The organism is Pseudoalteromonas denitrificans DSM 6059 (genome assembly GCF_900112265.1).
GTDB classification, from domain to species: domain Bacteria; phylum Pseudomonadota; class Gammaproteobacteria; order Enterobacterales; family Alteromonadaceae; genus Pseudoalteromonas; species Pseudoalteromonas denitrificans.
Map to the genome: position 1 here is coordinate 134,089 of NZ_FOLO01000007.1, position 22,683 is coordinate 156,771.

Sequence of the window (22,683 nt, forward strand, 5' to 3'; positions counted from 1 at the left end):
AATCAATAAAAAGAGAAAAAAATGTCAGAAAAATCACAATTAATCGAACTTCAAAGTCAAGTTGCAGAAATGCTAAATAAAGATCAAATAGACTCAGATACGCCTCTGGGAGAACTTGGCATAGATTCTCTCAATGTTGTTGAAGTTATTCTTATATGCGAGCAGTTATATACAGATGTAAGTGATCCAGAAGCACTTATTTTTGATGAGTTTACGACGTTACGTGACATGGATGCCCAGTTATTAGAAGCATCAGATAATTTCGTCTAATTAAAAATAAGGAAGCATTATGAAAAAAATCCTCAGCTTTATCATTACCAGTTTGATTATAGGCAATATCGTTTCATGGATGATGGGATCTTGGCCTATTACCTTTATTCAGCAGGCTTACTCAGAACAAGAGTTGGCTACATTGCAGGTATTACAACAAGAACTAGAAGATAATCCAAAAGATGCTGAGGTATTAGTTGAATTAGGTGCAATGTACTCTATGCATAATGATATTGATCTTGCCAATAACTATTTAACTCAGGCTATAACGCTTGATCCAGAACACCCTTTAATAATTGCTTGGTTCAATGCTAATTCAGCTAAATTATCTGGTGCATCATTAGATTTTAGCATGGGATTTTATAAGTTATACACTTTAAGCCATGCACTTAAGCAAATAAGCAAAGCGGTAGATTTAGCACCAAATGATTTAACAATCAGACTGATCCGTTTAGCGACTTTTGCCAATATTGGCAAAATAAATTCAGACTTTAATTTAGTCTTTAATGATGAGATCTGGTTTGAAAATTTATTAAAGCAATCTTCATTTAATTTACCAGAACAAGTGAAAGGACAGTTTTATTTAGCTATGGCGCAAGCTTATTTTTTTAAAGCTGACGAAGTTTCTAGTAAAAAAGTAGATAAATACTTAAGTTTATATCAAGGAGTCAAAGCTAAAACACCTCAAGAGCAAGCACAGTATAAAATACTCGAAACACAGTTTGCAAAAGTCGATCGAGGTAATCAATGGAAGTAGTCAAACTTAACAATATTAGTCGATTTTTCAGCCTAGGCAATAGCCAAGTTAATGCTTTAAAAAATGTAAATCTGAGTGTAAATAAAGGTGAGTTTTTAGTACTTAAAGGCAGTAGTGGAAGTGGAAAAAGTACCTTGTTAAATATTATTGGCGCTATGGATGAAGCAAGTACTGGAGAAGTTGAAATAGCGGGTAAACCCTTAAATAAATTAAGTGATGCAAAAAAGTCGAAGATCAGGCAAAAACACATAGGCTTTATATTTCAATCATTTAACTTGTTACCTGTGTTAACTGCTTTAGAAAATGTGCAATATCCGCTTTCATTGCAAGGGGATAAAAACTCTAAAAACAAAGCAATAAAAGCTTTAGCTCAAGTCGGGTTAGCCGACTTTATTCACCATAGACCGAATCAACTATCCGGAGGGCAAATGCAGCGTGTTGCAATCGCTCGTGCTTTAGTGACTCAACCAGATATTATTTTAGCAGATGAACCCACTGCAAATTTAGACTCAGTTACAGCTAAATCCATAATGGAATTAATGAAACAGCTAAATCAACAAGGGATCACTTTTATTTTTGCCACCCATCATGAGTTTGTTCTTACTCAGGCTTCACGCATTATTGAATTAAAAGATGGTCAAATAATGCATGACAAACAAAAGGCTGCAGCATGAAACATTTGATTAAAGTACTATTAATAACAACTTGGATAACGGCTTGTTCAGATCAAGCTGAACTCAAAGCGAGTAATACAAACACGCCTATTTCAAAAAAGATAATAAATGAAAATTATGCTCAACCTACATTTGTAGGTGCCAGTGAAGAAGAGCAACTTAATTTATTAAAAAAATTAAATCTATCGAAACAGCCTGACAATGAACAAATACGAAAAAAATTATTAATAGAGCTGGCATTATTTTCAAATTCAGACCTGCAGACAGCTTTAAAATTAGAGCGTATTACAGAAAAATTAGAACAATTCGCACGCGTAAATCAACAAGATTTCGAAATATTAGCAGCCTATGGCAATGCACTGAGTTATCAGGCTATTTTTCATCAAGATAATTTAGGTAAAATGAATCTATTATCGCGTAAGGGCATGCGAATAATGGACCGAGCGATAAAAGAAGCACCTAATAATTTAGGAGCCAGATTATTACGCGGGATTAGTTATGCCAATATGCCCGCATTTTTAAATCGATCTCGCTTTGCTTCTGTAGATTTAACTTTAGTAAAGCAATATTCAACCCCAAAAAAAAATGATGCCTTCACCGATTTTATAAATTATTACCTCGCAATGGCTCTTGCTAAAAATGAAGAAATTAAACAGGCTAAAAAAATCTGGCTAGCGCTAAAGAATAACCCAAACTCCCTGTGGCGTGATAAAGCAAGCAGACGTTTAAAGGAGGTTGATAATGCTTTTTCGTTATAAAATAGCGTTACTTAATGTACTTAGAAATCGCCGTCGCAGTGTGCTTACATTATTAGCAATACAGGTAGGAGTGATCAGCTTAGTGTTATTTGGTGGCTTTGTTGCCTCTATGTCCGATGGGATGCGTGAAAATATGATCCGCTCAGAACTTGGCCATTTACAAATTTATAAAAAGGGTTTTAATCAGTATGGTCATATAGAACCTGAAAAATATCTTTTATCTCAATCAGATTTAACGCAAATAACACACATTGTAGAAGCCATTACAGGTGTAGAGCTAATCACTCCTAGACTCGACTTTTCAGGTTTATTAACCAATGGAAATCAATCTATCGCCATCGTAGGTAATGGCATAAACCCAGACAAGGAAGCACTCCTAAGTTCAGCAATTACAATTACCCAAGGTGAAGACTTATTTCCCCAAGACTCTGATGGTGCATTACTTGGTCAGGGTTTGTTTAATGCACTGAATACAAAAGTGGGTGATTATCTTACATTACTAAGTTCAACAACCGATGGCGCAGTAAATGCGGTCGATATCAAAGTGGTAGGGGCAATCAATACGGGTGTCAGAGACGTTGATAATAGGCTAATTCGAATCAACCTGCCCCATGCTCAAGACTTACAATTCACAGATGGCATTAGCCGACTCGTAGTTTTACTTTCTGAAACAGACAATACCCAAGTTGTTATAAAGCAATTAAATGAAATTTTCGAAAAAGAAAAGCTCCCATTAGAAATAAAAAGTTGGTCACAGTTAGCTGATTATTATCACGAAGTTGTAAAGCTCTTTGAGGGTGTTTTTGGTTTTATTAAAGTGATTGTTTTATTTATTGCAGCCCTGAGTATTGCCAATACTATGATGATGGCAGTAATGGAACGCACCCCTGAAATTGGTTCAATTAGAGCACTAGGTGCAACTCGGTATGAAATTATGATGCTATTTTTAACTGAAGCCTTCTATTTAGGTATTTTTGGCAGTGTATTGGGCGTTTTATTTGGAATATTACTGGCCAATGGTATTACTTTAGCTGAATTTATTATGCCTACCCCACCCGGAAGCAGCCAAAGCTATCCGATACGAATTTTTATTGAGTGGCCGGTGCTTTGGCAAACCGCAATAACAGGTATTTTTGTTGCTGTGATAGCCAGTATCTACCCCGCTTTTAAAGCATCCCGCTTACTGATAAACCAGGCAATGCGTTCTGCATAAGGAATTTAATTGAATTATCTGAAAAATAACTTTAAAAAATACGTTTTCATTAACTGTTTAATACTCATTTATTTGATTATTCCTATTCATACTGATGCTAATGAAAGTGAGATAAAACCTCAGACAAATACATTGAATAAAACAGCGACAGAATTAGTAGAAATCATAGATTCTTATCGCGGATTAAGTGAAGCAGGTTTTAGCTTTGATATAACCAATGTCAGTTATAAAGCTGATCGAGATAGCAGAACAAATCAACTCAGTGTTGATGTAAAAACAAATAATTCCTTGGTTGAATTTAAATCGCCAGCAAGACAAAAAGGAAGAATATTATTAAAAAAAGAAGATGATATGTGGTTATATATCCCGGGTACGCGCAGAGTCATTCGTATTTCCCCTGCGCAACGTTTATTAGGTGAAACAAGCAATGCAGATGTCACTGGCAGTAATTTTAGTCGAGATTATAACGCCCAAATTATAACAACCAAAACAGACAAAAAAGCAGAGCAAATACAACTTGTTTTAACTGCAAAAAATAAAAAAATGAGCTATCAAAAAGTTTTGTTTTGGCTAACGGATACCCCCCCTTTTAAGCCCATAAAAAGTGAGTATTTCGCGCGTTCAGGAAAGTTACTTAAAACAGCACAATATAAAGCATTTAAAGAGTTTAATGGAGAGTTGAAAATTCATAAAATGTTATTAAGCGATCCTTTAATTTCAGGAAGTTTTACCTGGATGTTGTTTGATAATTATAGGTTAAGTACTTTACCAGATGCCTTATTTAATAAAGAAGCGATTGTGAATTTATGATGTTACGAATATCTTCAAATTGTCTCTTTTTTATCTTTTTTTGTGAAAACATAAATGCTCAGAGTAATATACCTGAAGATCCCTTTGCTCAGGTATCAAGTATCAAGCCTTCCCCCTATGACCATGACATTGATTTACTTGCTTATTATCAAAATAACCAGGTCAATAACAACCATCTTTTTAATCCTGATTTAGTTGAGTTTAACAGTGAAACACAAATGGCAATATTTGACTGGCAAGCTAATGCACACTGGAAAAACAATTTACAGGGTAAATCTAGAGTCATATTACAATCTGATAAAAATACAGTAGAAACAAATACCAATGCTAAGGTACTAGAAGCAAATTTAACCTGGACCAGTGAGGATTACTCCTGGCAATGGCAAGTAGGCAGAATAAAAACACAATGGAGCAATGGCTTTAACTGGAGCTTAACCAATTTACTTAAACCTTACCGCGATCGCCCTTACATTGATTTGGATGATCCAGTTCAACAAAAAGGTTGGGATATGATTAATGTGCGCTATACCAAAAATAAATGGTTTTATCAGTTTGTTATTGCTGAATTTAATAATGAAACTCATAAAAATAAACAACAATATACTGCCAGAGTCGGCTATCAAGGTATTAACGATTACAGCCTGATAATACATAAACAACCAAGCCAAGATTTAGACTTTGCAGTAAGCTTCAACCGGCTAATCAATGATGCGATTACTTTTAAAATGGAATATAGTTTTTTACATCAAAGAGAACAACAAACCTCAAGCTTATTTTCCGGTATTCAAAAAAATCGTTGGCAAAAATATTTATTAGGTTCAGCTTTCACTTCTGAGTCAGGCAGTAATTATAGATTAGAGTACCTAAATACTGCACATGGTTTCTCAAAAAGTGAATGGCAAATAATTACAGACAATAGCACTCAAGCAAATACTAATATTAGCAATAACCAAGGCAGTACTGAGGACTATAATTACTTATCAGCAGCATTAAACAGTCTGAACTATGGTCAATTAAGGCAGAACTATCTTTATTTTATCTATACAAGTGCCCTTTCAAATAATCTCTGGCAATACAGACAAAGTTTACAGCTTAATATTGATGATAATAGCCAACTTCATAGATTAGAGTTCCTTAAGTCTTGGAATAATCATTTAACCAGTCGCCTGCAACTTGAGCTTTTTAATGGCTGTAACAATTGTGAATATGGCTTGAATCCAAATGAAAATAGCATTCGTTTAGTACTTAATTGGGCATTTTAACGCAATAGTCACATCAAAAAATAATAAAAAAGGTTTCACTATGATATTTAATAATGCCTACAAGGTGGATTTACGCGACCAATTCTTTCTTTTGTGGGAGCAGTTTAAAATTCAAGATGAATTACTTGATCAAGATATTTACCCTGAGTTTGATCAACACTTTACTAATCAAATAATTGAACATGCTCAAGAGTTTGCCTATAAAAAACTAGGACCACTTTATCAATCATCAGATAGAGACGGTTGCCAATTAAGCTCTGATGGTAAAATAACATTGCCCTGTGGGTTTGAATCTTTATGGCAAGATTTTCTCAACTCACAATGGGGGCGACTAGGTGCGCCAGAGCAATATAACGGATTAGGTGCACCATATATTGTGGCGCAAATGATCAATGAAATGTTTATGGGCGCCAATCCAGCATTTATGATTTATTCAGGGTTTTGCAGCCCCGCCCTATATTTAATTGATAAATTTGGAACGCCAGAGCTCAAATCTTTGTTTTGTAATAAATTAGCAAGTAATGAATGGGGGGCGTGTTTATGCATGACTGAACCCGATGCTGGTAGCGATGTTGGCAATTGTAGAACCAAAGCTATAAAGCAAGAAGATGGAAGATATAAAATTGAAGGTGAAAAGATTTTTATATCTGCAGGCATGCACGATTTAACAGAAAACATTGCCTATATTGTTTTAGCCCGTGCTGAGGGTGCGCGTGCAGGTACTGTCGGTTTATCATGTTTTGTGGTGCCTCGTTTTAACATTGACAATCATAAAAACAAACATAGGGATAATGGTGTTAGATGTATTCGTTTAGAAAATAAAATGGGATTACATGGTTGTGCAACAACGCAACTGAGCTTTGGTATAGACACTCCATGTTATGGTTATTTATTAGGTGAACGAGAAAATATTGGCCTACGTCAATTAATGACAATGATGAATCTAGCACGTATTGCAACAGGTATTTATGCATTAGGCATGGCATCAAGTGCTTATTTAAATGCTGCAGAATATGCAAGTCAGCGCATTCAAGGCACTGATTTTAAGCAGTCATTTAACCCAAGAGCCAAACGCGTGCCTATCATTGCACATATAGACGTGAAGCGCATGCTGCTTGAAATGAAAAGTAAAGTCGAAGGCTGTCGTGCACTGATTGTTAAACTGTGTTTTCATCAAAGCATGGTCACCAATATAGAGATCAAACATGATAATGATCTGATCAGTGATGAAGAAAAAGACACACAACTATACCATCATCATTCACTGGTCAACTTATTAACGCCCATAGTAAAAGCCTATACATCAGATCAAGCTTGGCGAATTGCTGAACTAGCGATCCAAGTTTATGGTGGGCATGGTTATATCAGCGACCACCCTGTTGAACAATATGCACGAGATATAAAAGTATTATCTCTTTGGGAAGGCACTAACTTCGTACAATCAGCAGATTTATTTCGCGATAAACTGGCCATGGGCCGCCATTCAAAATTATTAGCTGTTTACCAAGGCGAAATCATGAAGTTTATACAAAACAATAGTCAAAATGTTAAGTTTAAGACGGCTATAAAACAACTAGATGATGCATTATCTTGCTTAATTGAAACTCATAAACTAATGGGAACCTGGATCCGAGAACAAAAAATGGAACTCATTTTTGGTGTTTCAACACGATTTTTAGAAATGATGGCTGAAACAACCTTAGCCTGGCTATTATTAAAAGGCGCACTCATTGCAGATAACGCATTAGAGCAAGATGAAAAAGCACAAGAAAACGCTTTTTATCAAGGAAAAATAACCTCAGCGCTGTTTTTTATCAATAATACGTTGCCTGGTGTATTTAGTAAGGCGCACATAATTGCATTGGCTGATAACAGTGCCGCAAATGCGACGATTGAAACTTTTCTAGCATAGAAAATAGACTGCTAAAAGTAAATTCCCGAGTAAACTCTTGGGAATGAACCTTTATTTGGTGTTTTTATTCTAAGTAAAACTTATTAACCCAACCTTTCGTTTCTAAGCTAAATGTTAATCTGCTTATTGATACAATCGCATACTTTTGAAAGCCCAATTATAACCTTTTTAATATCGTGTTCATTTAATTGAGTTTCATCTTGCGCTAACAAGGTGTGTAATTGAGTGACTTCGGTGTAGAGTTGCAATGCACCTATGTTTCCTGAAACTCCTTTTAAGTTGTGCAGTAAAGCTAATGCTTTTTCATATTCATGAGAAGATAGATACGCTTGCAATTTTTTACCACTGTCGGAATGTTTTTCTACAAACCGTTTCCACATAGACTCCAATAAATGTCTTTTACCCGCACATACTTTTAACCCTGCAGTTATATCTAAAACATCGTCTTTTTGTATCTGAATTTCATTATCATTATTCTCATGGCCTTCATTTATAACCTTATCATTTATCGGATTTACAGGCTCTTTAGTTGAAGTATTCACTTTAGAGTGGCTGCACCACCTTTCCAAACAATCATATAATTGTTCAGGGAAAATAGGCTTAGTTAAATAATCATTCATACCTATTGCCAAAGACTTCTCTTTATCTCCAACCATAGCACTTGCAGTTAAAGCAATAATTGGAATATCTTGCCACAGCATATTACTCCTAATAACTTTAGTTGTTTCAATACCATCCATAACGGGCATTTGTATATCCATTAAAATGGCATCAAATTGACTATTTTCAAGTAAACTCAATGCTACCTCACCATTTTCAGCACATATCGTTGCAATCCCGATACCCGCTAACAACTCTATAATAACTTGCTGATTAATGTCATTATCTTCAACTAACAATATATTTTTATCATGAAGAGAGTGAAATAATTTATCCAACTTGTCATGAGATAGTTTAAAGCTTTTAATTTCAGTTGATAATAGTTTGGACGCTTGAATAAAATTATTTAAATATACGGCTTTTGTTAAAAGGCTTAAATTAAATATTGTATATACTTCTTTAGGCTCGGTATTATTTGTTAATAATATTGTATCAAGTAGCTTAGCTTGGAGGTTTAGACTCGTTAAAAAATTTATAATATCAAACTCAGGAAGCGCATCATCTATCAAACATGTATCATGTGTAGAAGCAAAACTTAGCGCTTTTTCAGCTGAGTCAACTAAAGTTACTCGAGAACCATAACGAGATAAGGTATTTAACAATGCATGCGCATATGCTTGATCTTCAGAGTAAATAAGTATTTTATGCCCGACTAAAGCCTCAAAAAATCCAACATTTTCTTGGCTACTTAATTGAAAAGGCATTCTAATTTTGACTTGAGTCCCTTTCCCTAATTCACTGTCGAGTGAAACTTCTCCCCCCATAAGCTCAATAAGCTGTTTACAAATACTAAGACCTAACCCCGTTCCACCATATTTTCGTGTTGTAGAGGTATCTGCCTGAGAAAATTCATCAAAAATATGTGCAATAGTTTCTGGGTCCATACCAATCCCAGTATCTTGTATTAAAAATTCAAACCAAACCCAATCATCAACTTCATCCACTAACCTCACTTTTAAGTAAATAGAACCCGATTCGGTAAATTTTAGCGAATTTTGTATAAAATTCAGCATAATTTGCCTTAACCGTAACTTGTCACCGATTATCATATAAGATAAGTTTAATTTTATATCAAAAATTAAAGGGATATCTTTTGCCCTAACTTGCTCATTAGTTAGCACCTCTAACGGGCACAAAATATCGTCTAGTGTAAAATCAACAAACTCTAATTCAACTTTACCTGCATCTATTTTTGAAAAATCTAAAATACTATTAAATAGATGCAATAATGATTTAGCTGAGTAATGTATATTACCTACAAACTTTTGCTGCTTCATTGTAAGCTCTGTTTGTTGACATAATTCAGCCATACCTAAAATTGCATTCATTGGCGTTCTGAGTTCATGACTCATATTTGCTAAAAAATCGCCTTTGGCACGATTCGCTTTAATTGCTTCATCTTTAGCTTGAACTAACTCTTCTGTTCGTTGCGCAACCTTAATCTTTATTAACTTATTATTCTGACGAATGTCCATGCTGTATTTTATAAAAAACAAAAATAAAGAGGCTGAAATCACAAATAAACTTGAAATAATTGAAATACTGGTAAGTTTTGCGGCATGTTTACCATGCACCATAATATCTCGAGGAATTCTTAAATGTGTAAGTAACACAGGTTCATTATAAATATCATCAATAATGCCATACATTTCAATGAAATCTGTATTAATCGCTTTTATTGCTGTTTTGTCATTTAAAATATATAGCGCATCATTAAAGTTTTGTAATGCTAAAGTGCTTCTATTAAGAGGAATAACTGAAAACTCCACTTTGGTTTGTTTTGAGAGACTGTTAAAAAATTTTTTAGTTAAAAAACGCCCCATAACAACAGTGCCCATAACAGGCCCTTCACCTTGACTCGTCAGTATCGGTCTAGCATTAATAGCCATTAATCCAGCTTGAGTATTAATAATGCCAAGTAATGAAAAGTTTTTGTGTTTAAGTAAATAAATATTGTTATTTTCTAATTTTGGTGCAGAAAACTGTTCTACCTTTATCTTTTTTTTATATTCAGTATCATAAATCTCTCCTTTTAAAAGTACCCCCTCATTATTATAAATATGGTACATGTGAATATCAGCACTAATGAAACTCCCTACACTAAAGCTTGTTTTAATATACCTGTCATTTGATGTTGTTATAAATTCATAAGTTTCATCCCAAGATGCAAAAGTAGTCGTAATCGCTTCAAGATGATGAACTTCTCTTTTTATAGCATCAATAACTCGAATTAAATCTTTTTGTGCAAACTCTTGCTCTAGCTTTAAAAAGCTAGGTAAAACAATCCACTTTTGAATGCCATATGGTAAAAGTAATAAAATGCTAATGATCAATAAAAGCCAACATATTAAAGTAAGCCAGCCTAACTTATTAAATAGCATAGGAGGAACTGAACCTTGAATTTAAAAAGCCAAAAAAAAGCATAGGAGCTCACTCAAGCAAATTACGAAGTTTAACTAAAATAGAGCTAAAGGTTTTATTAATTTCATCTGTATTTTCAAGAGTCTGAACAGCTTTTTCGGTATGACTATTAACCATTTCTTTTAACTTATTTTCTTGTTCTTCAGATAAAGCTAAATATTCAAGTCGTAATTCAAAGTCGTCAACTAAGTTATTCATTGCCTGAAAACACATGTTATTGCTCTGTTGTAAGTTTTTTTCTACTTCAACCAGTTGAGAATTAACTTGAGTGACTGTTTTTCTTAGCTGCTTTTCTTGCTCTAACATTTTAAAGCTAACATCTAAGTTTTTAATATAACCGTCAGCGATACGTAAAATAAAAGGCAAGTGATCTTTTAAGCGGCCATATTTTTCTTTATCTTCAGGCATATTTTTAACCAATATACTGATGCGTTTTTCATTTACTTGTGTTCGCTGAGAAAAGTCATAAATACGGCCTTTATGACGTAATAACTCCATTATTTCAACTTCCATTGGAGGGCAAATTCCATTACTGGAATAGTATTCTTTTTCAATTTCTCCTCGTATATGTAATGTTGTTTCAACACCAAATTGTTTCATGGTGATCAAAACTAAATTAGCAACTTCTTTATAATTGTAAGCTTCATGTATTTTATCAGCAAAAGAAAGAATGCAACCTAACTCGCTACTACTTGTAAGAGCTGTCATCACAGTATTATATGAGCTTTCTATATTGTCTTTTAATGACTGTTTTTCTGACTCTTGTGATAGTATCAGTTTTAATTTTGCAGTTAATTCATGACCATTAATCGGTTTAACAATGTAATCATATCCTCCAGCAGCATAACCTGCGAGACGCTCTTGCAAACTGCCCTTAGCAGAAACAAAAATAACTGGGCACTCACTTATTTCCTGTATACGCTTACACGTTTCTAATCCATCCATATCAGGCATTTCGACATCAAGTAAAACAATATCGGGCTTTATATCATTCATTTTGTCTAAACAAGACGCCCCGCTATCCACCGTTGTAACTAGATACTCATCAGCTAGAATTCCCTCTAAAAGAAATAGATTTAATTCTTCGTCATCAACCACAATGATATGTTTTTTTTCATTCATAATGAAAGTACCAATCTTTAAAGTTTAAAGGGCTTTATTCATTTTTTATTTAAGAAACCTAAGGCTTCTAAGTGAAAATACGTTAAGTATAGTAAATGATGATTATTGCTTCCAATCTCAAAATTGACAAATACTAAGCTGCTTTCTTGAAGGGAAAATACTTTTTTGCTGCATTAAAGTTAATTGAAATAAATGAAAATTTAATGATTAGTAATAAAATAAAAAACTGAACACTTACAAATAGACTGACTAAATAAAGTGCTTTTTATTGTATAAAGATGGGAATTCTAATGAGCGCCTTGTTTGATTGTATAATCGCTGGCTATTGGAATAAAAAAGCGCAGCGATTATAAATTTGACTATTTAAAATGGACTGTTATTTGATGGCATTACCATAAATATCTTAATAAAAATAAACTAACTCAGTGATGCTTTAAAACTATCTTTATAACGTCGTGAAAGCATAAGCACTTTTCCTGTTGTAAGCTTCACTTCGCTATCACCACTGCTTAATGGCGTAATAGACTCGATCATATCCAATTTTATTGCATGAGAACGGTGAATACGGCAAAAACCCTTTTGAGTCAGTTGATCTATTAACCCGGTCAAAGTTGCCCTCATAGGGTAAATACGCTCATTAATATGTAAGTTCACATAATTCCCTGAAGACTCCAACCACTGAATATCTTCTATTTTTATGATGAACTCCTTACCTAATTTTTTCACTAATAAGCGCTCAACGTTAGGTGTAACCGGTTCATTTTCTCCGTTCGCAACAGGGTTTGCTTCCCCTTGCAACTGAACGATTATAAAGTCATATACTTTGATCACAGCGATGAAAAAAATAAAACTCCATAGGTCTTTTCTAAATTCATACAACAACTCAAACCATAAATCACCAAAGCTATAATCACCCGCCATAAAAAAATATACAGCCTCTCTTAATGAAACCATAACACCGACATGCATTAGTGAAAATGCCACAGATGCTAAAAAGTATATAAAGATTGAGCGTTTAATTTGTTGCCAATTAAAAGGGCATTTTTTTAATAAAAAAACAATAAATGGGAATAGAAAGATAGTACTTAGTGCACTTGAATACTCCCATACAAATGGCTCCCATAATTGAAATGGTAATTGCGGCCCTTGCCTTTTTGCTTCCATCACAACAGAAGTGGCAAGGAGTGTATTATTAATTAAAAAATACAAACAGATGAAAGTAATTTCATAGCACAATTTATATTGTTGAAAATGTTTTAATTTATTCATTTACCTAGTTTTCTAAATTACTTAAAAATGCCATCCCTCAATACCACCACTTATCCCTAGGCCTTGTCTTTTAAGCCTTTTATAGATTTTATTAAAATAAAACCTGTGATGATACAACCAAATAAAGAAATCGAATCATAGCAAAATGAATATAATAAAATCGAGCTTTTTAATACAGTTTAAGAATAGTTTTATTCCTAGCCAAAAACATATGCCTAATCGACGATATGATCTAGATTGGCTACGCGTATTAGTTTTTGGCCTACTTATTTTTTACCATATTGGCATGTTATATGTTGAGAATTGGGGTTTTCATATTAAAAGCCAATATCAATCTCAAGTATTAGAGAGCTTTATGCTGATTATTGAACCATGGCGAATGCCCATTCTCTGGTTAATTTCAGGCATAGCAATGCGATTTGTATTAGCAAAAGTATCCGTTTATAGGTTCATATCAATCAAATCATTACGTTTATTATTGCCCCTTTTAGTCGGTATCTTAGTTATCATTCCACCGCAGCTATTTATAGAAATGACCTACAAAGGTGATTTAAATTTATCTTATTGGCAATTTCTACATGCGTTTTATTCAAATAACAGTCTTGTTTTTAGTAAATATCAATCTGGTATTTGGCCACATATAGATGTTAATCATTTATGGTACCTTAGGTCTTTGTGGCAATTTTCATTAGCTTTAGTTATTTTACTTCCTTTACTTAATTCGAGATGGGTAAGCAGAAGTCTCAATTGGCTCTTTAAACAAAATGCTTTTATCGCCATTTTTATAAGTATTATGCCTGTATTTATAATTCAAATAACAATCACTGAATCTAAAGACTTATCTCGAGATGCATTAGGTTTTTTATTTCTAATTTATGGTTATTTAATTGGTTGGGAACCTCTTTTTTGGCAAAAATTAAAAGGTACAATAAAACCTCTATTGATCATCTCAACACTGTGTTTTACCTTATTTATTGGTTTTTACAACTTAGTTTACTTAAACAAAGATCTTGATAGTGAATTTTTATATGCATCTGGCATGATGGTTTACAGTATATTTAGAATCTTAGGAGCTTTAACTGTACTTGCTCTAACATATAAGTTTTTAAATATAAATTCAAAAAAACTGAGTTATTTCAACGATGCTGTTTATCCATTTTACATTTTGCATCAAACATTAATTATTGTTATTGGTTATTATTTGTCACAACAAAACCTAGGACCAATAATTGAGCCTATATTAATAATATTTCTAACCGTCGCCGGTTGTTTTATTGGTTACGAAGTGATTCGTCGAGTTGAATTTTTAAGACCTTGCTTTGGTTTGAATATGACAAAAAAATATAACCCCAAACTAGTCACATTTGCTTATACCGCGTGTGCATTATCACTAATTCCCTTAGCGATAGAAATATTATTATAATTAAATAAGCGCAAATTGAAGTATGTTACTTTTAGTATTAGGATATCTTAATATCAAAAGTAACTCTTTGACTCAAAATTTCATTGCGTTTTTTCAGTATTAAAAACAATTCATTTGACGGTCACTTTACTCAATTTATCTTTAAGTTGAATCAATGTTTTAATTCGATTAAACCAAAAAGGAGCACCTAAAGAAATAAATATGGTTGATATCACCATGCCTATCCAAAAGGAAATTAATTGCCATAGGGTTTTATGGTGATGCGTTTCACCTACTTTATAATAATGTGCTTCCCCTTTAGGCAATAACGTAAAATCATATAAAGCTAGTTTTTGCTCAGTTTGAGTTAAGCATTGTTGGAATTTTACTGATGTAATAACACCATCACATATCGTTTTTTGTGCTTTAATCTCTTGCTGAACGTTTTTAATTAAATGTTCACGATAAGCCTGATCCTGAGAAACCTTAGCTAATACAGAAAACGTATCCAATTGAAATAAAATTACAAATACAGCTGCAATCATGAAAGACCAAAAATGCGTTTTACGCGCAAAATGGCTGCTCATTTCAGTTTCAATACGTACAAAAAAGGCATCTATTTCTTGTAATAAAAGCTTTAATTCAGGCTTAATTTGATTATCACTTTGTTGGTGTAATTTTGTTAATGCAAATTTAATTTCATCGTGACCTACATGTGCACGTTCATAATTTCTAAATAATTGATAAAATAAACCAGCTCTATTTGCTTTAATTTTAGGTTTCATCAAATCTACAAAAGTTTCAGATAAGATTTCTTGTGACACCCAGTTATTTTTACAATGTGCTTCATAAATATAAACAGCTAATGCATCTAAACCTAATTTTAAATGTCTTGTACGCCACTTTAAGTTGTTTTGCAGAAATTGAATAAAGGCAGTCACGATCAAACTAAACATCAACATCACAGAACAAAAGGCGATGAGTATTCCTAAAATATCTAAAAGCATATCTTATTGTTATTAATAAAGTAATAATGTTGCTAGTTGAGCATTTTAAGGAACAAAGCTCAACTTAAAATTAAATCAATTTAAAAACAATAAAAGCACAAAAAACTACACTTGGTCACACAGAATTACAGTAATCTCTTTATTTTGATTTAAAATAGAACAACAACTCATAATAAAGGAACAATTATGTTACCAATGCAATATATTTCAGCCATTACTTTAGTATCAATATTAGGGTGCAATTCAAGTAGTGAAACTGACCAACAAAGAGAATTCGATCTGAACCAGGCCAAATGGGATGCTCTTAATATTACACAATATACTTTAGATCAAAGACGAAGTTGCTTTTGTCTACCTGAAGCCACACAAACCACCACTTTGCTAATTAAAGATAATGAAATAGAGTTGAGTTATGCCAAAGAAACTGAAGTAATAACCAATAAAAATCTAAGAAATTCTTTTTTAAAAGTTGATGAATTATTTAAAAAAGCCAGCGAGTTAATAAATAACAGCGATGAATTACAAGTCGAATATCATGCGCAATATGGTTTCCCAACCTACATCAGTGTTGATATAGATAAACAAACTGCAGATGATGAATATTCAATTACCACTTCAAACTTTACTGACAATACAAATATAGCTTGTATTGAGGTGCTAACCCCCTCTTTTAATTTAATCGCTCAAGATGCCAATACAACTGACTCCCTTAACTGCCAGTTAGCAGGAAGTTACCAATTTGAAGATAAAGAACCCGTTACTTTTGATAATTCAACCAGTGATAATTGCGATAATAATCACAGTTTAGATATTGCAAGCGATAGCGGTATCGCCAGCATAACAATTAATGTTGATGGTTATCACAGTAAAACCATAAACAATATTCATGTGATAGCGGATCACTGTGCAATAAAAACACAAGATATAACAGTCGAACTTGAAAAATTATAGTTTGCATCTGCTTTTGTCATCATTTTTAGATAAACATCAATACAAACTAGCCACTATGGATAAATAAATTTTTATCCATAGTAATGTAACAAAATAAATTCACTCACACTTATTGCGCATAAATAACTTTTTAATTATTACACTTAGCGCTTGAGCTAACACGCTATGCTGCTCTACTTGCCAATGGATCCCTTCTTTTTTACAGCTATGGATCACAGTGCCAGCATCAAAAAAATCACAATCGAGTGTTTTGCTAACATGATGAAAAGATTTCGCTAACAATTGTGATTTAGCTGCACCACCTTGATAGATTTTTGCATAATGGCCCACTTCAAATATAGGTGGGGGACAAATAAGTAAAACGTGCAACTTATTATTGTTATCTATGCATTTAAAACTTAATGTTTTTTCAATAATTTCATGCACTCCAAGTGCAATACAATCAACGGTTAAATTAAACTTTTTTTTCAGATCATTTGTGCCCAGCATAATTAATACTAAATCAGGAGAGTAAGACTCTAAACAGGCTTTTAAATATCGAATACCTGTTTTATCACCATCAAAAGGCATATTATGAACAGCCGTTCTGCTAGGTTGGCCTTCTTCAATTATCTCAAAATCATCTGAAAGCATACTCGCTAAAAGTCTCGGCCAACGCTCCTTTTCATTATATCTGCCTTTAACACTTGGAATTGTTCCCCAAGTATTCGAATCACCAAAACATAGTACTTTATGCATTAACTTTTCCTATCTTAATTTTCATAATTACATTTCTATAATTAGAAATACGACATAGCTTTATTTTAATGGTAAGTATATGTCAGTGACCATTTCATTTTCCGCAACCTCAGGGAAAAAATGAATGCGTTCAAAAAATAACGGGAAATTCCTTAACTCCCTTTTTTGACTACTTAACCAAACATCATATAAATAATTCACTGCATTTTTTAATGTATCATCCGAGCCAATATGTCGGATCACAGCACAAGGCCCTGATGGTATATTTTTATTTATAACCCCATAGTTATTTTCTTTAACTGAGCCTTTTATTGATGTACAGATATCAAATTTATAATTTTCAGGGGAAACTAATGCAGGGTCATCATAAACCAAATTAAAAGTTCGGTTTTTACTGGGTGGTAATTTATTTTCCTTTCGCCACCTTATAAAATTATTGATAGTATTTGGCAACATCTGAGGTGCACCTTTATGTTCTAAAACAGCCAGGTTAATGTCTAAAAAGTTGACTATTTCAACTTTAAAATCATTCACTTTATCATCTCTTATTTTAACCCTCATACTCGTTAATGATTCATATTTATTGTGCCAGCAATTCCAATCGGGTGATTGTCTAAATTTAGAAGGGCTTTGCCCTATCGCTTGACTAAAAGCTTTTGAAAAAGCTTCAGGACTTTCGTAACCACTTGATAATGCGATATCTATCACTTTAAGGCTTTTTCTAAAAGCCAATTGATATGATGCTCTTTTTAAGCGTATAAGTTTTATATATGCAGACAAACTAATGCCATAATATGAAGAAAACTGCCGATGAAAATGATATTTAGAAAGGTGGGCAATCTCGCTTAATTGTTCAATAGATAATTCATCATCTAGATGTAAATCTATATAATTTAATACATCAGTAAATTTATTTTGAATGTGAGTCACTTAGCTATCTCTTTATTTAATTTTCAAAAAAAGAATAACAACATTAAAAGATAAAACATGACCAAAATTGCTATTGTCGGCAATGAGTTTCAAACTCGCCTGTCAACGCATTTAATTTAAATAGATTGGCCTGATAAAATTGGTTTTTTAAGGTTTATACTCCCAATAGCAAATGGACCGGTGCCTGCAGGGTCTTCATCATTATGAATCGTCATCCAATAACCATTAGCTGGACCCGCAAATGGCATATGCAACATAACCGTACCTAACCAAATATCATTATCTACATCGTCTTTTATTTTATATACTAAGGCAACTTTATCCCCTATATATTGCCCTGTACCAACTAACTCCCCTATTTGTATATAAGCGGGTTCATTTATATATGCATAAATTACCAACCCTTTTACAGTTATATTTTCTCCCACTCGAGTAAATTTTAAATCTTTAAATTCATAAGTATATAATTTTGAATGAAATGATTTTAACTCAGAAAAAACATCTCTGTTAATGTCAATTCCTGTACCATTATATAATGCACTCATAGGAACACTTTCTGATATCTGCTTTTTTTCAACTTTAATCGCAGAAATAACAAGTGCGATACCAAAAAAAGTAGTTATTAAAGCGATCAATAAAATAAATCCAACTTTTTTAAACTTCAAATGACTAACCGACTCGAGTTTAACCTCACAATTTTTAAGTTCTTCAACTCTAGTTTCACTATATTCTCTTTTAACGTCTTTTATTTCTTCAGATGCACAAGAGTACATAAACTCATAACTAAGACATTTTACATATTCAAATTCAAGACATAAAAATTCAGCAATTTTAATAAGCTCAGACTCTTGAAATTTAACAGGATTATTTAGTCTGTCATGTAAGGTTGATTCACCTAATCCCAATTTATCGGAGAACCAATTAAAATTCATTTTTTGATTTTTACCTGTCCTACTCTTATCCCTCAAATACATTCGAATCTCTGTTCTAAGCTTTGATACTTTCCTTTGCCTCACTTTAATTTCCTTTTACTTCATATGGATAGAGTTTATAGAGTCTATTTTAAATGTCTGTACCTGAAATTTGCAATTAAAAACTAAGAATTTATTCTGAGAGTGAAAATTAAATATCAATAAATTAAGGAAAAATTAATGAATAAATACTTACTACCTTTAATTATCGCGCTTACAATGATGAACATAAATGAAGTATCAGCTAGATCATCAATTACCGATTACTTTCAACTGCCATTTGATAAGCTAAATGAAAATGAAATAGGCAAGTGGAAGGCGCTTGCTGCAAGTTCTCAACATAAAACATGGTACTTAGGTAACCTAAAAATTATGGATAGTAAAGCACGTGATTTTAATTTGAATTTAGTTGATCAATGGGATGCCGATGATGGCAGAGCAGTGAAAGCGATTGGACCTGGTGTGGTTATGCATGTCGATTATAGTGAAAAAGGTTTTGTAATAATTCAACACACTGATATCGCCTCTGGTATATTTTATTCTGGATATATGCACATGAATAATATAAATGTAATCGAAGGTTTAAGAGTTAGTAGAGGTGAAGAAATAGGTGAAATTTCCAATTTAGGTGTTGATCAAAGTGGTGTTTTTTCTGGTCCAAACCATTTACATTTTGCTATTTATCAAGGCTCAGTTACATATTATAGAGGTGGCTTACAAGGTCACCTTATCAGCAAAGATTTAGAAACATATGCAGCAACTTATTGGTCAGACTACAAACCAAGTAATATAAATTATTGCTGGAATTGTTAAGAGTTGTTAATCCATTAAAGCAGCCGTGTATCTACTATAGCAGCCACTAAACTGATTAGTGGCTAAATGAATAACTTCAAATTTTTGAAATTTATTTTGCTATTAAATTAAAAGTTTTCCACTACCAATATCTGTATTTAATGCTAATGCAGCATCTTTAAGTATACGAACAGCTCTTTCTTGCTCAAAATTAGATTCAATTTTAGTCTCAAAATCTTCAACTGATACTCTATCACCAAAAAACAAAAAACATCTAAGTCCCCTTTCACCCTTTTGATAGCCAAACCAACTTAAACCGTCAACTTCAGGATGATTAATCGCGATTGCTTTAGCAATCGTTGTCAAATTTTGGTATGCGCAGTTACTACTAGACAGTAAATTATTTATCTCTTTAAATTGCGTTAAATCCACCAGTTTTAAATTTCGCTTTAAATCAAATTCTAGTAACCCACGATTATTAATGTCTGCAACTATATGGCGCTGACCTATGTTATTAAGTCTTAAGATTACTTCTGCAACAGCTGAAATTGAATCTGTAGCACAATAAAATGACGGCATGACTTTGTTATTTACTGAAAAAGGATCAAATCTGCGACAGCCTAATCCACTATCATTAAAGCTTGGTATCGCATATGACTTACTATAAATATGAAATAGCCGTGTAAATTTTTCTAAAAAAAAACTCGTATCTGTATTTATATCCAGCAAAGTATCATTCCTTGCATGCAGGTAGTTTAGATATTAATTTTGTTGGTACTTTTCGCTGTTCTTGATTTAGCCAATCATCTACGAACGCTTTAAAAACCTCTATTTTTCCAATTTTAAGTGCGTCAATTGGGCTACCATTATAAACCTCTGACATATCACTTATTTGATTTGTAATAATGATGACTTGTGAAAGCGTCTTGCCTTTAAGTAATGCATCACTTGCTTCAAATTGTTTTAAAACAAGCATTTTTGGCTCAGTTAAGAAAAAGCAAACATCCCATTCGTCCATTGCGGTATCTTGAATACGTTTAAGTAAATCAATAATCTCTGGATACACATGTGCTTTGTTGTTTAACTGAAATGCAGGGTAATATTCACTACTCCCTTTAATAACAGCTAAAATTTCACATATTGATTTTTTCTTAGATAACAGGCGGCTTTGATTTTTATCTATAAAGCCCGTAAATGAACAAAACTCTTTTGCAGAAAAAAATTCAAATTGACTCATAATATCATCGCGTTTTTTGACAAATTTTTTCAATAAAACCAAATCAGATTCAGTTGCTGTTGCAAATTCATCATTTGCGACAAGTGCCTTCATCGCATCATTTGAGTTGCTAGTTTGTTCTTTTCTGTAATGACGCACACCAGAAGCCGCCAAAGTCACAGTTTTCAACCAGTCGTCAATGAAATATTCAGGCTTCCCTACTCCTGGATACAAATGGTTCGTTTCATTAATCTCTAATGTGCCAGATAAGCTGTTAGGCATACATTCTGGCCGTATTCTTTCAAATACTTCAACTAACGCCTCAATTTCTTTTTGTGGAATTATATTGCTAGCAGCTTTCATATGAACCTCAAATATCTACATCACACCTTAAGTATATATGGTATTATGAAAAAGTAAAATACACAAAATACCATTTCAGTAGTATATATTCAGCTCTAAAATGCTTAAAAAAATACTATGTAATAATCCCTGAAAATATGAAAAGTATTTTAAATACTGTTTATTGCTAACTAATTACAGGTTTATAGAAATGAACCTAATTAGTCTATTGATATGATGTAACTGACTAAGAAAGTTACAAGTGCTAGAAGTTACCAGTTAAGCATTTGATTTTGAGCACTTATTGTCTTATTCCATAAAGTAAAGTATATGTTTTTCATTTTTCTAATACAGGTCGGTGTAATGGTGATGTAATGTTACTTATGAGGTCCTAAAGGTATTGTAGATTGTGTGTTCAAAGACATAATTAAACAAAACAAATTAAGGAAAACTCATATGGACTCAATTGTTGAAACCCAAGCAATAGATCAAGCTACAGTAGATAGTGCAGCCTTTGGCGATCCATCTGTGATTGTACTTAGTACTGATTATAGTCAAATTATTAACCTTGCTGTAGATGCCAGCAATGCCAATTTACTCCATGTAACTTATCAAACTTGTGTGTCAAAAACAACTGCTGGCTCGCCACTACCAGATATTCAACTGTCTGTTGTTGAAGGCATTAATGGCAAAATTGATAACAATAGCAAAACTATAGTTGTGCCTGTAACACTTTCTCCAAAGCAGGTTACTATTGATGTTGGCCAGTGGAATTTGCAAACAGGCATTTATACTGTTTATCTTGGTTCGAAAGTGAATAAGAATAAAACCATTACTTCAAGTGCTTTGCTTGTTCGTGGTCAGGCTAACCTGATTAACCACGATATTGTTAATACTGAAAATATTGCTTTCATTAATAAAGGTGCGGAATTTACCATTTCTTATGAAACTTTGCCAAATGTCTCTCCATCTGCAAATGGTGATTTAATTTGCATTCATGTTTTTGGTAAGAATGCTTCCTATCAATGTACTGCCGTTACAGGATCTTCTCCTGCAGGTTATCAGGTGGTAACTATTCAACAGTTAACTGAAGGGGATCGTTGTGCCGTTGCTTATGCGCCTAATGGTAAAAATACATTGGGTTCAACAGGGGCTTTACAAGCCATTTTAGTTGGCCAATTGGTATAGCAATTAAACCTAGATTCT

Annotated in this window: 21 protein-coding genes; 12 read left to right on the plus strand and 9 right to left on the minus strand. The window is 33.1% G+C overall.

The features are described 5' to 3' along the window. The first annotated feature begins 21 nt into the window (after window positions 1-21). From BM088_RS07060 to BM088_RS07095, 8 genes are read left to right on the plus strand one after another with little or no spacing between them, the layout of a single operon-like run. Window positions 22-270 carry an acyl carrier protein gene (locus tag BM088_RS07060; protein WP_091982249.1) on the plus strand — a complete coding sequence of 83 codons (249 nt, stop codon included), beginning with the start codon at window positions 22-24 and terminating at the stop codon, window positions 268-270. Window positions 271-289: 19 nt separating this feature from the next. Then, a complete protein-coding gene (locus BM088_RS07065) occupies window positions 290-1,027 on the plus strand; it encodes a tetratricopeptide repeat protein (protein WP_091982250.1) in 738 nt (245 codons plus the stop codon). After that, complete coding sequence (locus BM088_RS07070; RefSeq protein WP_091982252.1) at window positions 1,018-1,701, plus strand: ABC transporter ATP-binding protein; 684 nt, start codon at window positions 1,018-1,020, stop codon at window positions 1,699-1,701. The genes BM088_RS07065 and BM088_RS07070 overlap by 10 nt, the downstream gene beginning before the upstream one ends. Continuing rightward, window positions 1,698-2,459, plus strand: a complete 762-nt coding sequence (locus BM088_RS07075) for a hypothetical protein (protein WP_091982253.1) — start codon at window positions 1,698-1,700, stop codon at window positions 2,457-2,459. Before BM088_RS07070 ends, BM088_RS07075 begins: the two co-directional genes overlap by 4 nt. Continuing rightward, window positions 2,443-3,672, plus strand: a complete 1,230-nt coding sequence (locus BM088_RS07080; protein ID WP_091982254.1) for an ABC transporter permease — start codon at window positions 2,443-2,445, stop codon at window positions 3,670-3,672. Before BM088_RS07075 ends, BM088_RS07080 begins: the two co-directional genes overlap by 17 nt. 9 nt (window positions 3,673-3,681) lie before the next feature. Next, a complete protein-coding gene (locus BM088_RS07085) occupies window positions 3,682-4,482 on the plus strand; it encodes an outer membrane lipoprotein-sorting protein (RefSeq protein WP_091982255.1) in 801 nt (266 codons plus the stop codon). Next, window positions 4,479-5,744, plus strand: coding sequence for a hypothetical protein (locus BM088_RS07090; RefSeq protein ID WP_091982257.1), 1,266 nt, complete (start codon window positions 4,479-4,481; stop codon window positions 5,742-5,744). Before BM088_RS07085 ends, BM088_RS07090 begins: the two co-directional genes overlap by 4 nt. Before the next feature lie 40 nt (window positions 5,745-5,784). Further along, entirely contained in the window at window positions 5,785-7,656 is a 1,872-nt protein-coding gene (locus BM088_RS07095; RefSeq protein WP_091982258.1) for an acyl-CoA dehydrogenase family protein, read from the plus strand. A gap of 107 nt (window positions 7,657-7,763) precedes the next feature. Here the strand turns inward: BM088_RS07095 and BM088_RS07100 are convergent, their stop codons facing one another. The 3 genes from BM088_RS07100 to BM088_RS07110 all read right to left on the minus strand — a co-directional run bounded on the left by BM088_RS07100 (window position 7,764) and on the right by BM088_RS07110 (window position 13,128). Further along, entirely contained in the window at window positions 7,764-10,697 is a 2,934-nt protein-coding gene (locus BM088_RS07100; protein ID WP_091982260.1) for a response regulator, read from the minus strand. Window positions 10,698-10,746: 49 nt separating this feature from the next. Continuing rightward, window positions 10,747-11,859, minus strand: a complete 1,113-nt coding sequence (locus tag BM088_RS07105; protein ID WP_091982261.1) for a response regulator — start codon at window positions 11,857-11,859, stop codon at window positions 10,747-10,749. A 417-nt stretch (window positions 11,860-12,276) separates the two neighbouring features. Further along, entirely contained in the window at window positions 12,277-13,128 is an 852-nt protein-coding gene (locus BM088_RS07110; protein ID WP_091982263.1) for a LytR/AlgR family response regulator transcription factor, read from the minus strand. A gap of 145 nt (window positions 13,129-13,273) precedes the next feature. Here BM088_RS07110 and BM088_RS07115 point away from each other — a divergent pair, with 145 nt between their 5' ends. Next, the gene (locus BM088_RS07115; protein ID WP_091982264.1) at window positions 13,274-14,551 is read left to right on the plus strand and encodes an acyltransferase family protein; all 1,278 of its coding nucleotides are present in this window, start codon (window positions 13,274-13,276) and stop codon (window positions 14,549-14,551) included. Between the two features lie 110 nt (window positions 14,552-14,661). Here BM088_RS07115 and BM088_RS07120 read toward each other — a convergent pair whose 3' ends face one another. Beyond that, a complete protein-coding gene (locus BM088_RS07120; RefSeq protein WP_143085044.1) occupies window positions 14,662-15,537 on the minus strand; it encodes a hypothetical protein in 876 nt (291 codons plus the stop codon). 186 nt (window positions 15,538-15,723) lie between these two features. Between BM088_RS07120 and BM088_RS07125 the strand changes: the two genes are divergently transcribed. Beyond that, window positions 15,724-16,488: a DUF6174 domain-containing protein gene (locus tag BM088_RS07125; RefSeq protein ID WP_091982267.1), complete on the plus strand. Its 765-nt coding sequence runs from the start codon at window positions 15,724-15,726 to the stop codon at window positions 16,486-16,488. A 99-nt stretch (window positions 16,489-16,587) separates the two neighbouring features. On the opposite strand, the gene BM088_RS07130 is transcribed toward BM088_RS07125, so the two are convergent. The 3 genes from BM088_RS07130 to BM088_RS07140 all read right to left on the minus strand — a co-directional run bounded on the left by BM088_RS07130 (window position 16,588) and on the right by BM088_RS07140 (window position 19,088). After that, a complete protein-coding gene (locus tag BM088_RS07130; protein ID WP_091982269.1) occupies window positions 16,588-17,226 on the minus strand; it encodes an SGNH/GDSL hydrolase family protein in 639 nt (212 codons plus the stop codon). A gap of 60 nt (window positions 17,227-17,286) precedes the next feature. Next, window positions 17,287-18,156: an AraC family transcriptional regulator gene (locus tag BM088_RS07135; protein WP_091982270.1), complete on the minus strand. Its 870-nt coding sequence runs from the start codon at window positions 18,154-18,156 to the stop codon at window positions 17,287-17,289. A 116-nt stretch (window positions 18,157-18,272) separates the two neighbouring features. Continuing rightward, window positions 18,273-19,088: a hypothetical protein gene (locus tag BM088_RS07140; protein ID WP_143085045.1), complete on the minus strand. Its 816-nt coding sequence runs from the start codon at window positions 19,086-19,088 to the stop codon at window positions 18,273-18,275. 219 nt (window positions 19,089-19,307) lie between these two features. Here BM088_RS07140 and BM088_RS07145 point away from each other — a divergent pair, with 219 nt between their 5' ends. Further along, on the plus strand, window positions 19,308-19,940 hold the full coding sequence (locus tag BM088_RS07145) for a M23 family metallopeptidase (RefSeq protein ID WP_091982274.1): 633 nt from the start codon (window positions 19,308-19,310) through the stop codon (window positions 19,938-19,940). A gap of 102 nt (window positions 19,941-20,042) precedes the next feature. Here BM088_RS07145 and BM088_RS07150 read toward each other — a convergent pair whose 3' ends face one another. Next, window positions 20,043-20,648: a hypothetical protein gene (locus BM088_RS07150; RefSeq protein WP_091982276.1), complete on the minus strand. Its 606-nt coding sequence runs from the start codon at window positions 20,646-20,648 to the stop codon at window positions 20,043-20,045. A 4-nt stretch (window positions 20,649-20,652) separates the two neighbouring features. After that, window positions 20,653-21,498 carry a hypothetical protein gene (locus BM088_RS07155; RefSeq protein WP_091982277.1) on the minus strand — a complete coding sequence of 282 codons (846 nt, stop codon included), beginning with the start codon at window positions 21,496-21,498 and terminating at the stop codon, window positions 20,653-20,655. Between the two features lie 435 nt (window positions 21,499-21,933). Between BM088_RS07155 and BM088_RS07160 the strand changes: the two genes are divergently transcribed. Then, window positions 21,934-22,665 carry a hypothetical protein gene (locus BM088_RS07160; RefSeq protein ID WP_091982278.1) on the plus strand — a complete coding sequence of 244 codons (732 nt, stop codon included), beginning with the start codon at window positions 21,934-21,936 and terminating at the stop codon, window positions 22,663-22,665. The last annotated feature ends 18 nt before the right edge of the window (window positions 22,666-22,683 follow it).

Coding starts and splice junctions, on each gene's coding strand:
- BM088_RS07110 (WP_091982263.1), bottom strand. CDS start 13,128: ATGAATAAATTAAAACATTTTCAACAATATAAATTGTGCTATGAAATT.
- BM088_RS07075 (WP_091982253.1), top strand. CDS start 1,698: ATGAAACATTTGATTAAAGTACTATTAATAACAACTTGGATAACGGCT.
- BM088_RS07155 (WP_091982277.1), bottom strand. CDS start 21,498: ATGAAAGCTGCTAGCAATATAATTCCACAAAAAGAAATTGAGGCGTTA.
- BM088_RS07070 (WP_091982252.1), top strand. CDS start 1,018: ATGGAAGTAGTCAAACTTAACAATATTAGTCGATTTTTCAGCCTAGGC.
- BM088_RS07130 (WP_091982269.1), bottom strand. CDS start 17,226: ATGCATAAAGTACTATGTTTTGGTGATTCGAATACTTGGGGAACAATT.
- BM088_RS07160 (WP_091982278.1), top strand. CDS start 21,934: ATGGACTCAATTGTTGAAACCCAAGCAATAGATCAAGCTACAGTAGAT.
- BM088_RS07060 (WP_091982249.1), top strand. CDS start 22: ATGTCAGAAAAATCACAATTAATCGAACTTCAAAGTCAAGTTGCAGAA.
- BM088_RS07140 (WP_143085045.1), bottom strand. CDS start 19,088: ATGAATTTTAATTGGTTCTCCGATAAATTGGGATTAGGTGAATCAACC.
- BM088_RS07120 (WP_143085044.1), bottom strand. CDS start 15,537: ATGCTTTTAGATATTTTAGGAATACTCATCGCCTTTTGTTCTGTGATG.
- BM088_RS07125 (WP_091982267.1), top strand. CDS start 15,724: ATGTTACCAATGCAATATATTTCAGCCATTACTTTAGTATCAATATTA.
- BM088_RS07105 (WP_091982261.1), bottom strand. CDS start 11,859: ATGAATGAAAAAAAACATATCATTGTGGTTGATGACGAAGAATTAAAT.
- BM088_RS07145 (WP_091982274.1), top strand. CDS start 19,308: ATGAATAAATACTTACTACCTTTAATTATCGCGCTTACAATGATGAAC.
- BM088_RS07090 (WP_091982257.1), top strand. CDS start 4,479: ATGATGTTACGAATATCTTCAAATTGTCTCTTTTTTATCTTTTTTTGT.
- BM088_RS07095 (WP_091982258.1), top strand. CDS start 5,785: ATGATATTTAATAATGCCTACAAGGTGGATTTACGCGACCAATTCTTT.
- BM088_RS07080 (WP_091982254.1), top strand. CDS start 2,443: ATGCTTTTTCGTTATAAAATAGCGTTACTTAATGTACTTAGAAATCGC.
- BM088_RS07115 (WP_091982264.1), top strand. CDS start 13,274: ATGAATATAATAAAATCGAGCTTTTTAATACAGTTTAAGAATAGTTTT.
- BM088_RS07065 (WP_091982250.1), top strand. CDS start 290: ATGAAAAAAATCCTCAGCTTTATCATTACCAGTTTGATTATAGGCAAT.
- BM088_RS07100 (WP_091982260.1), bottom strand. CDS start 10,697: ATGCTATTTAATAAGTTAGGCTGGCTTACTTTAATATGTTGGCTTTTA.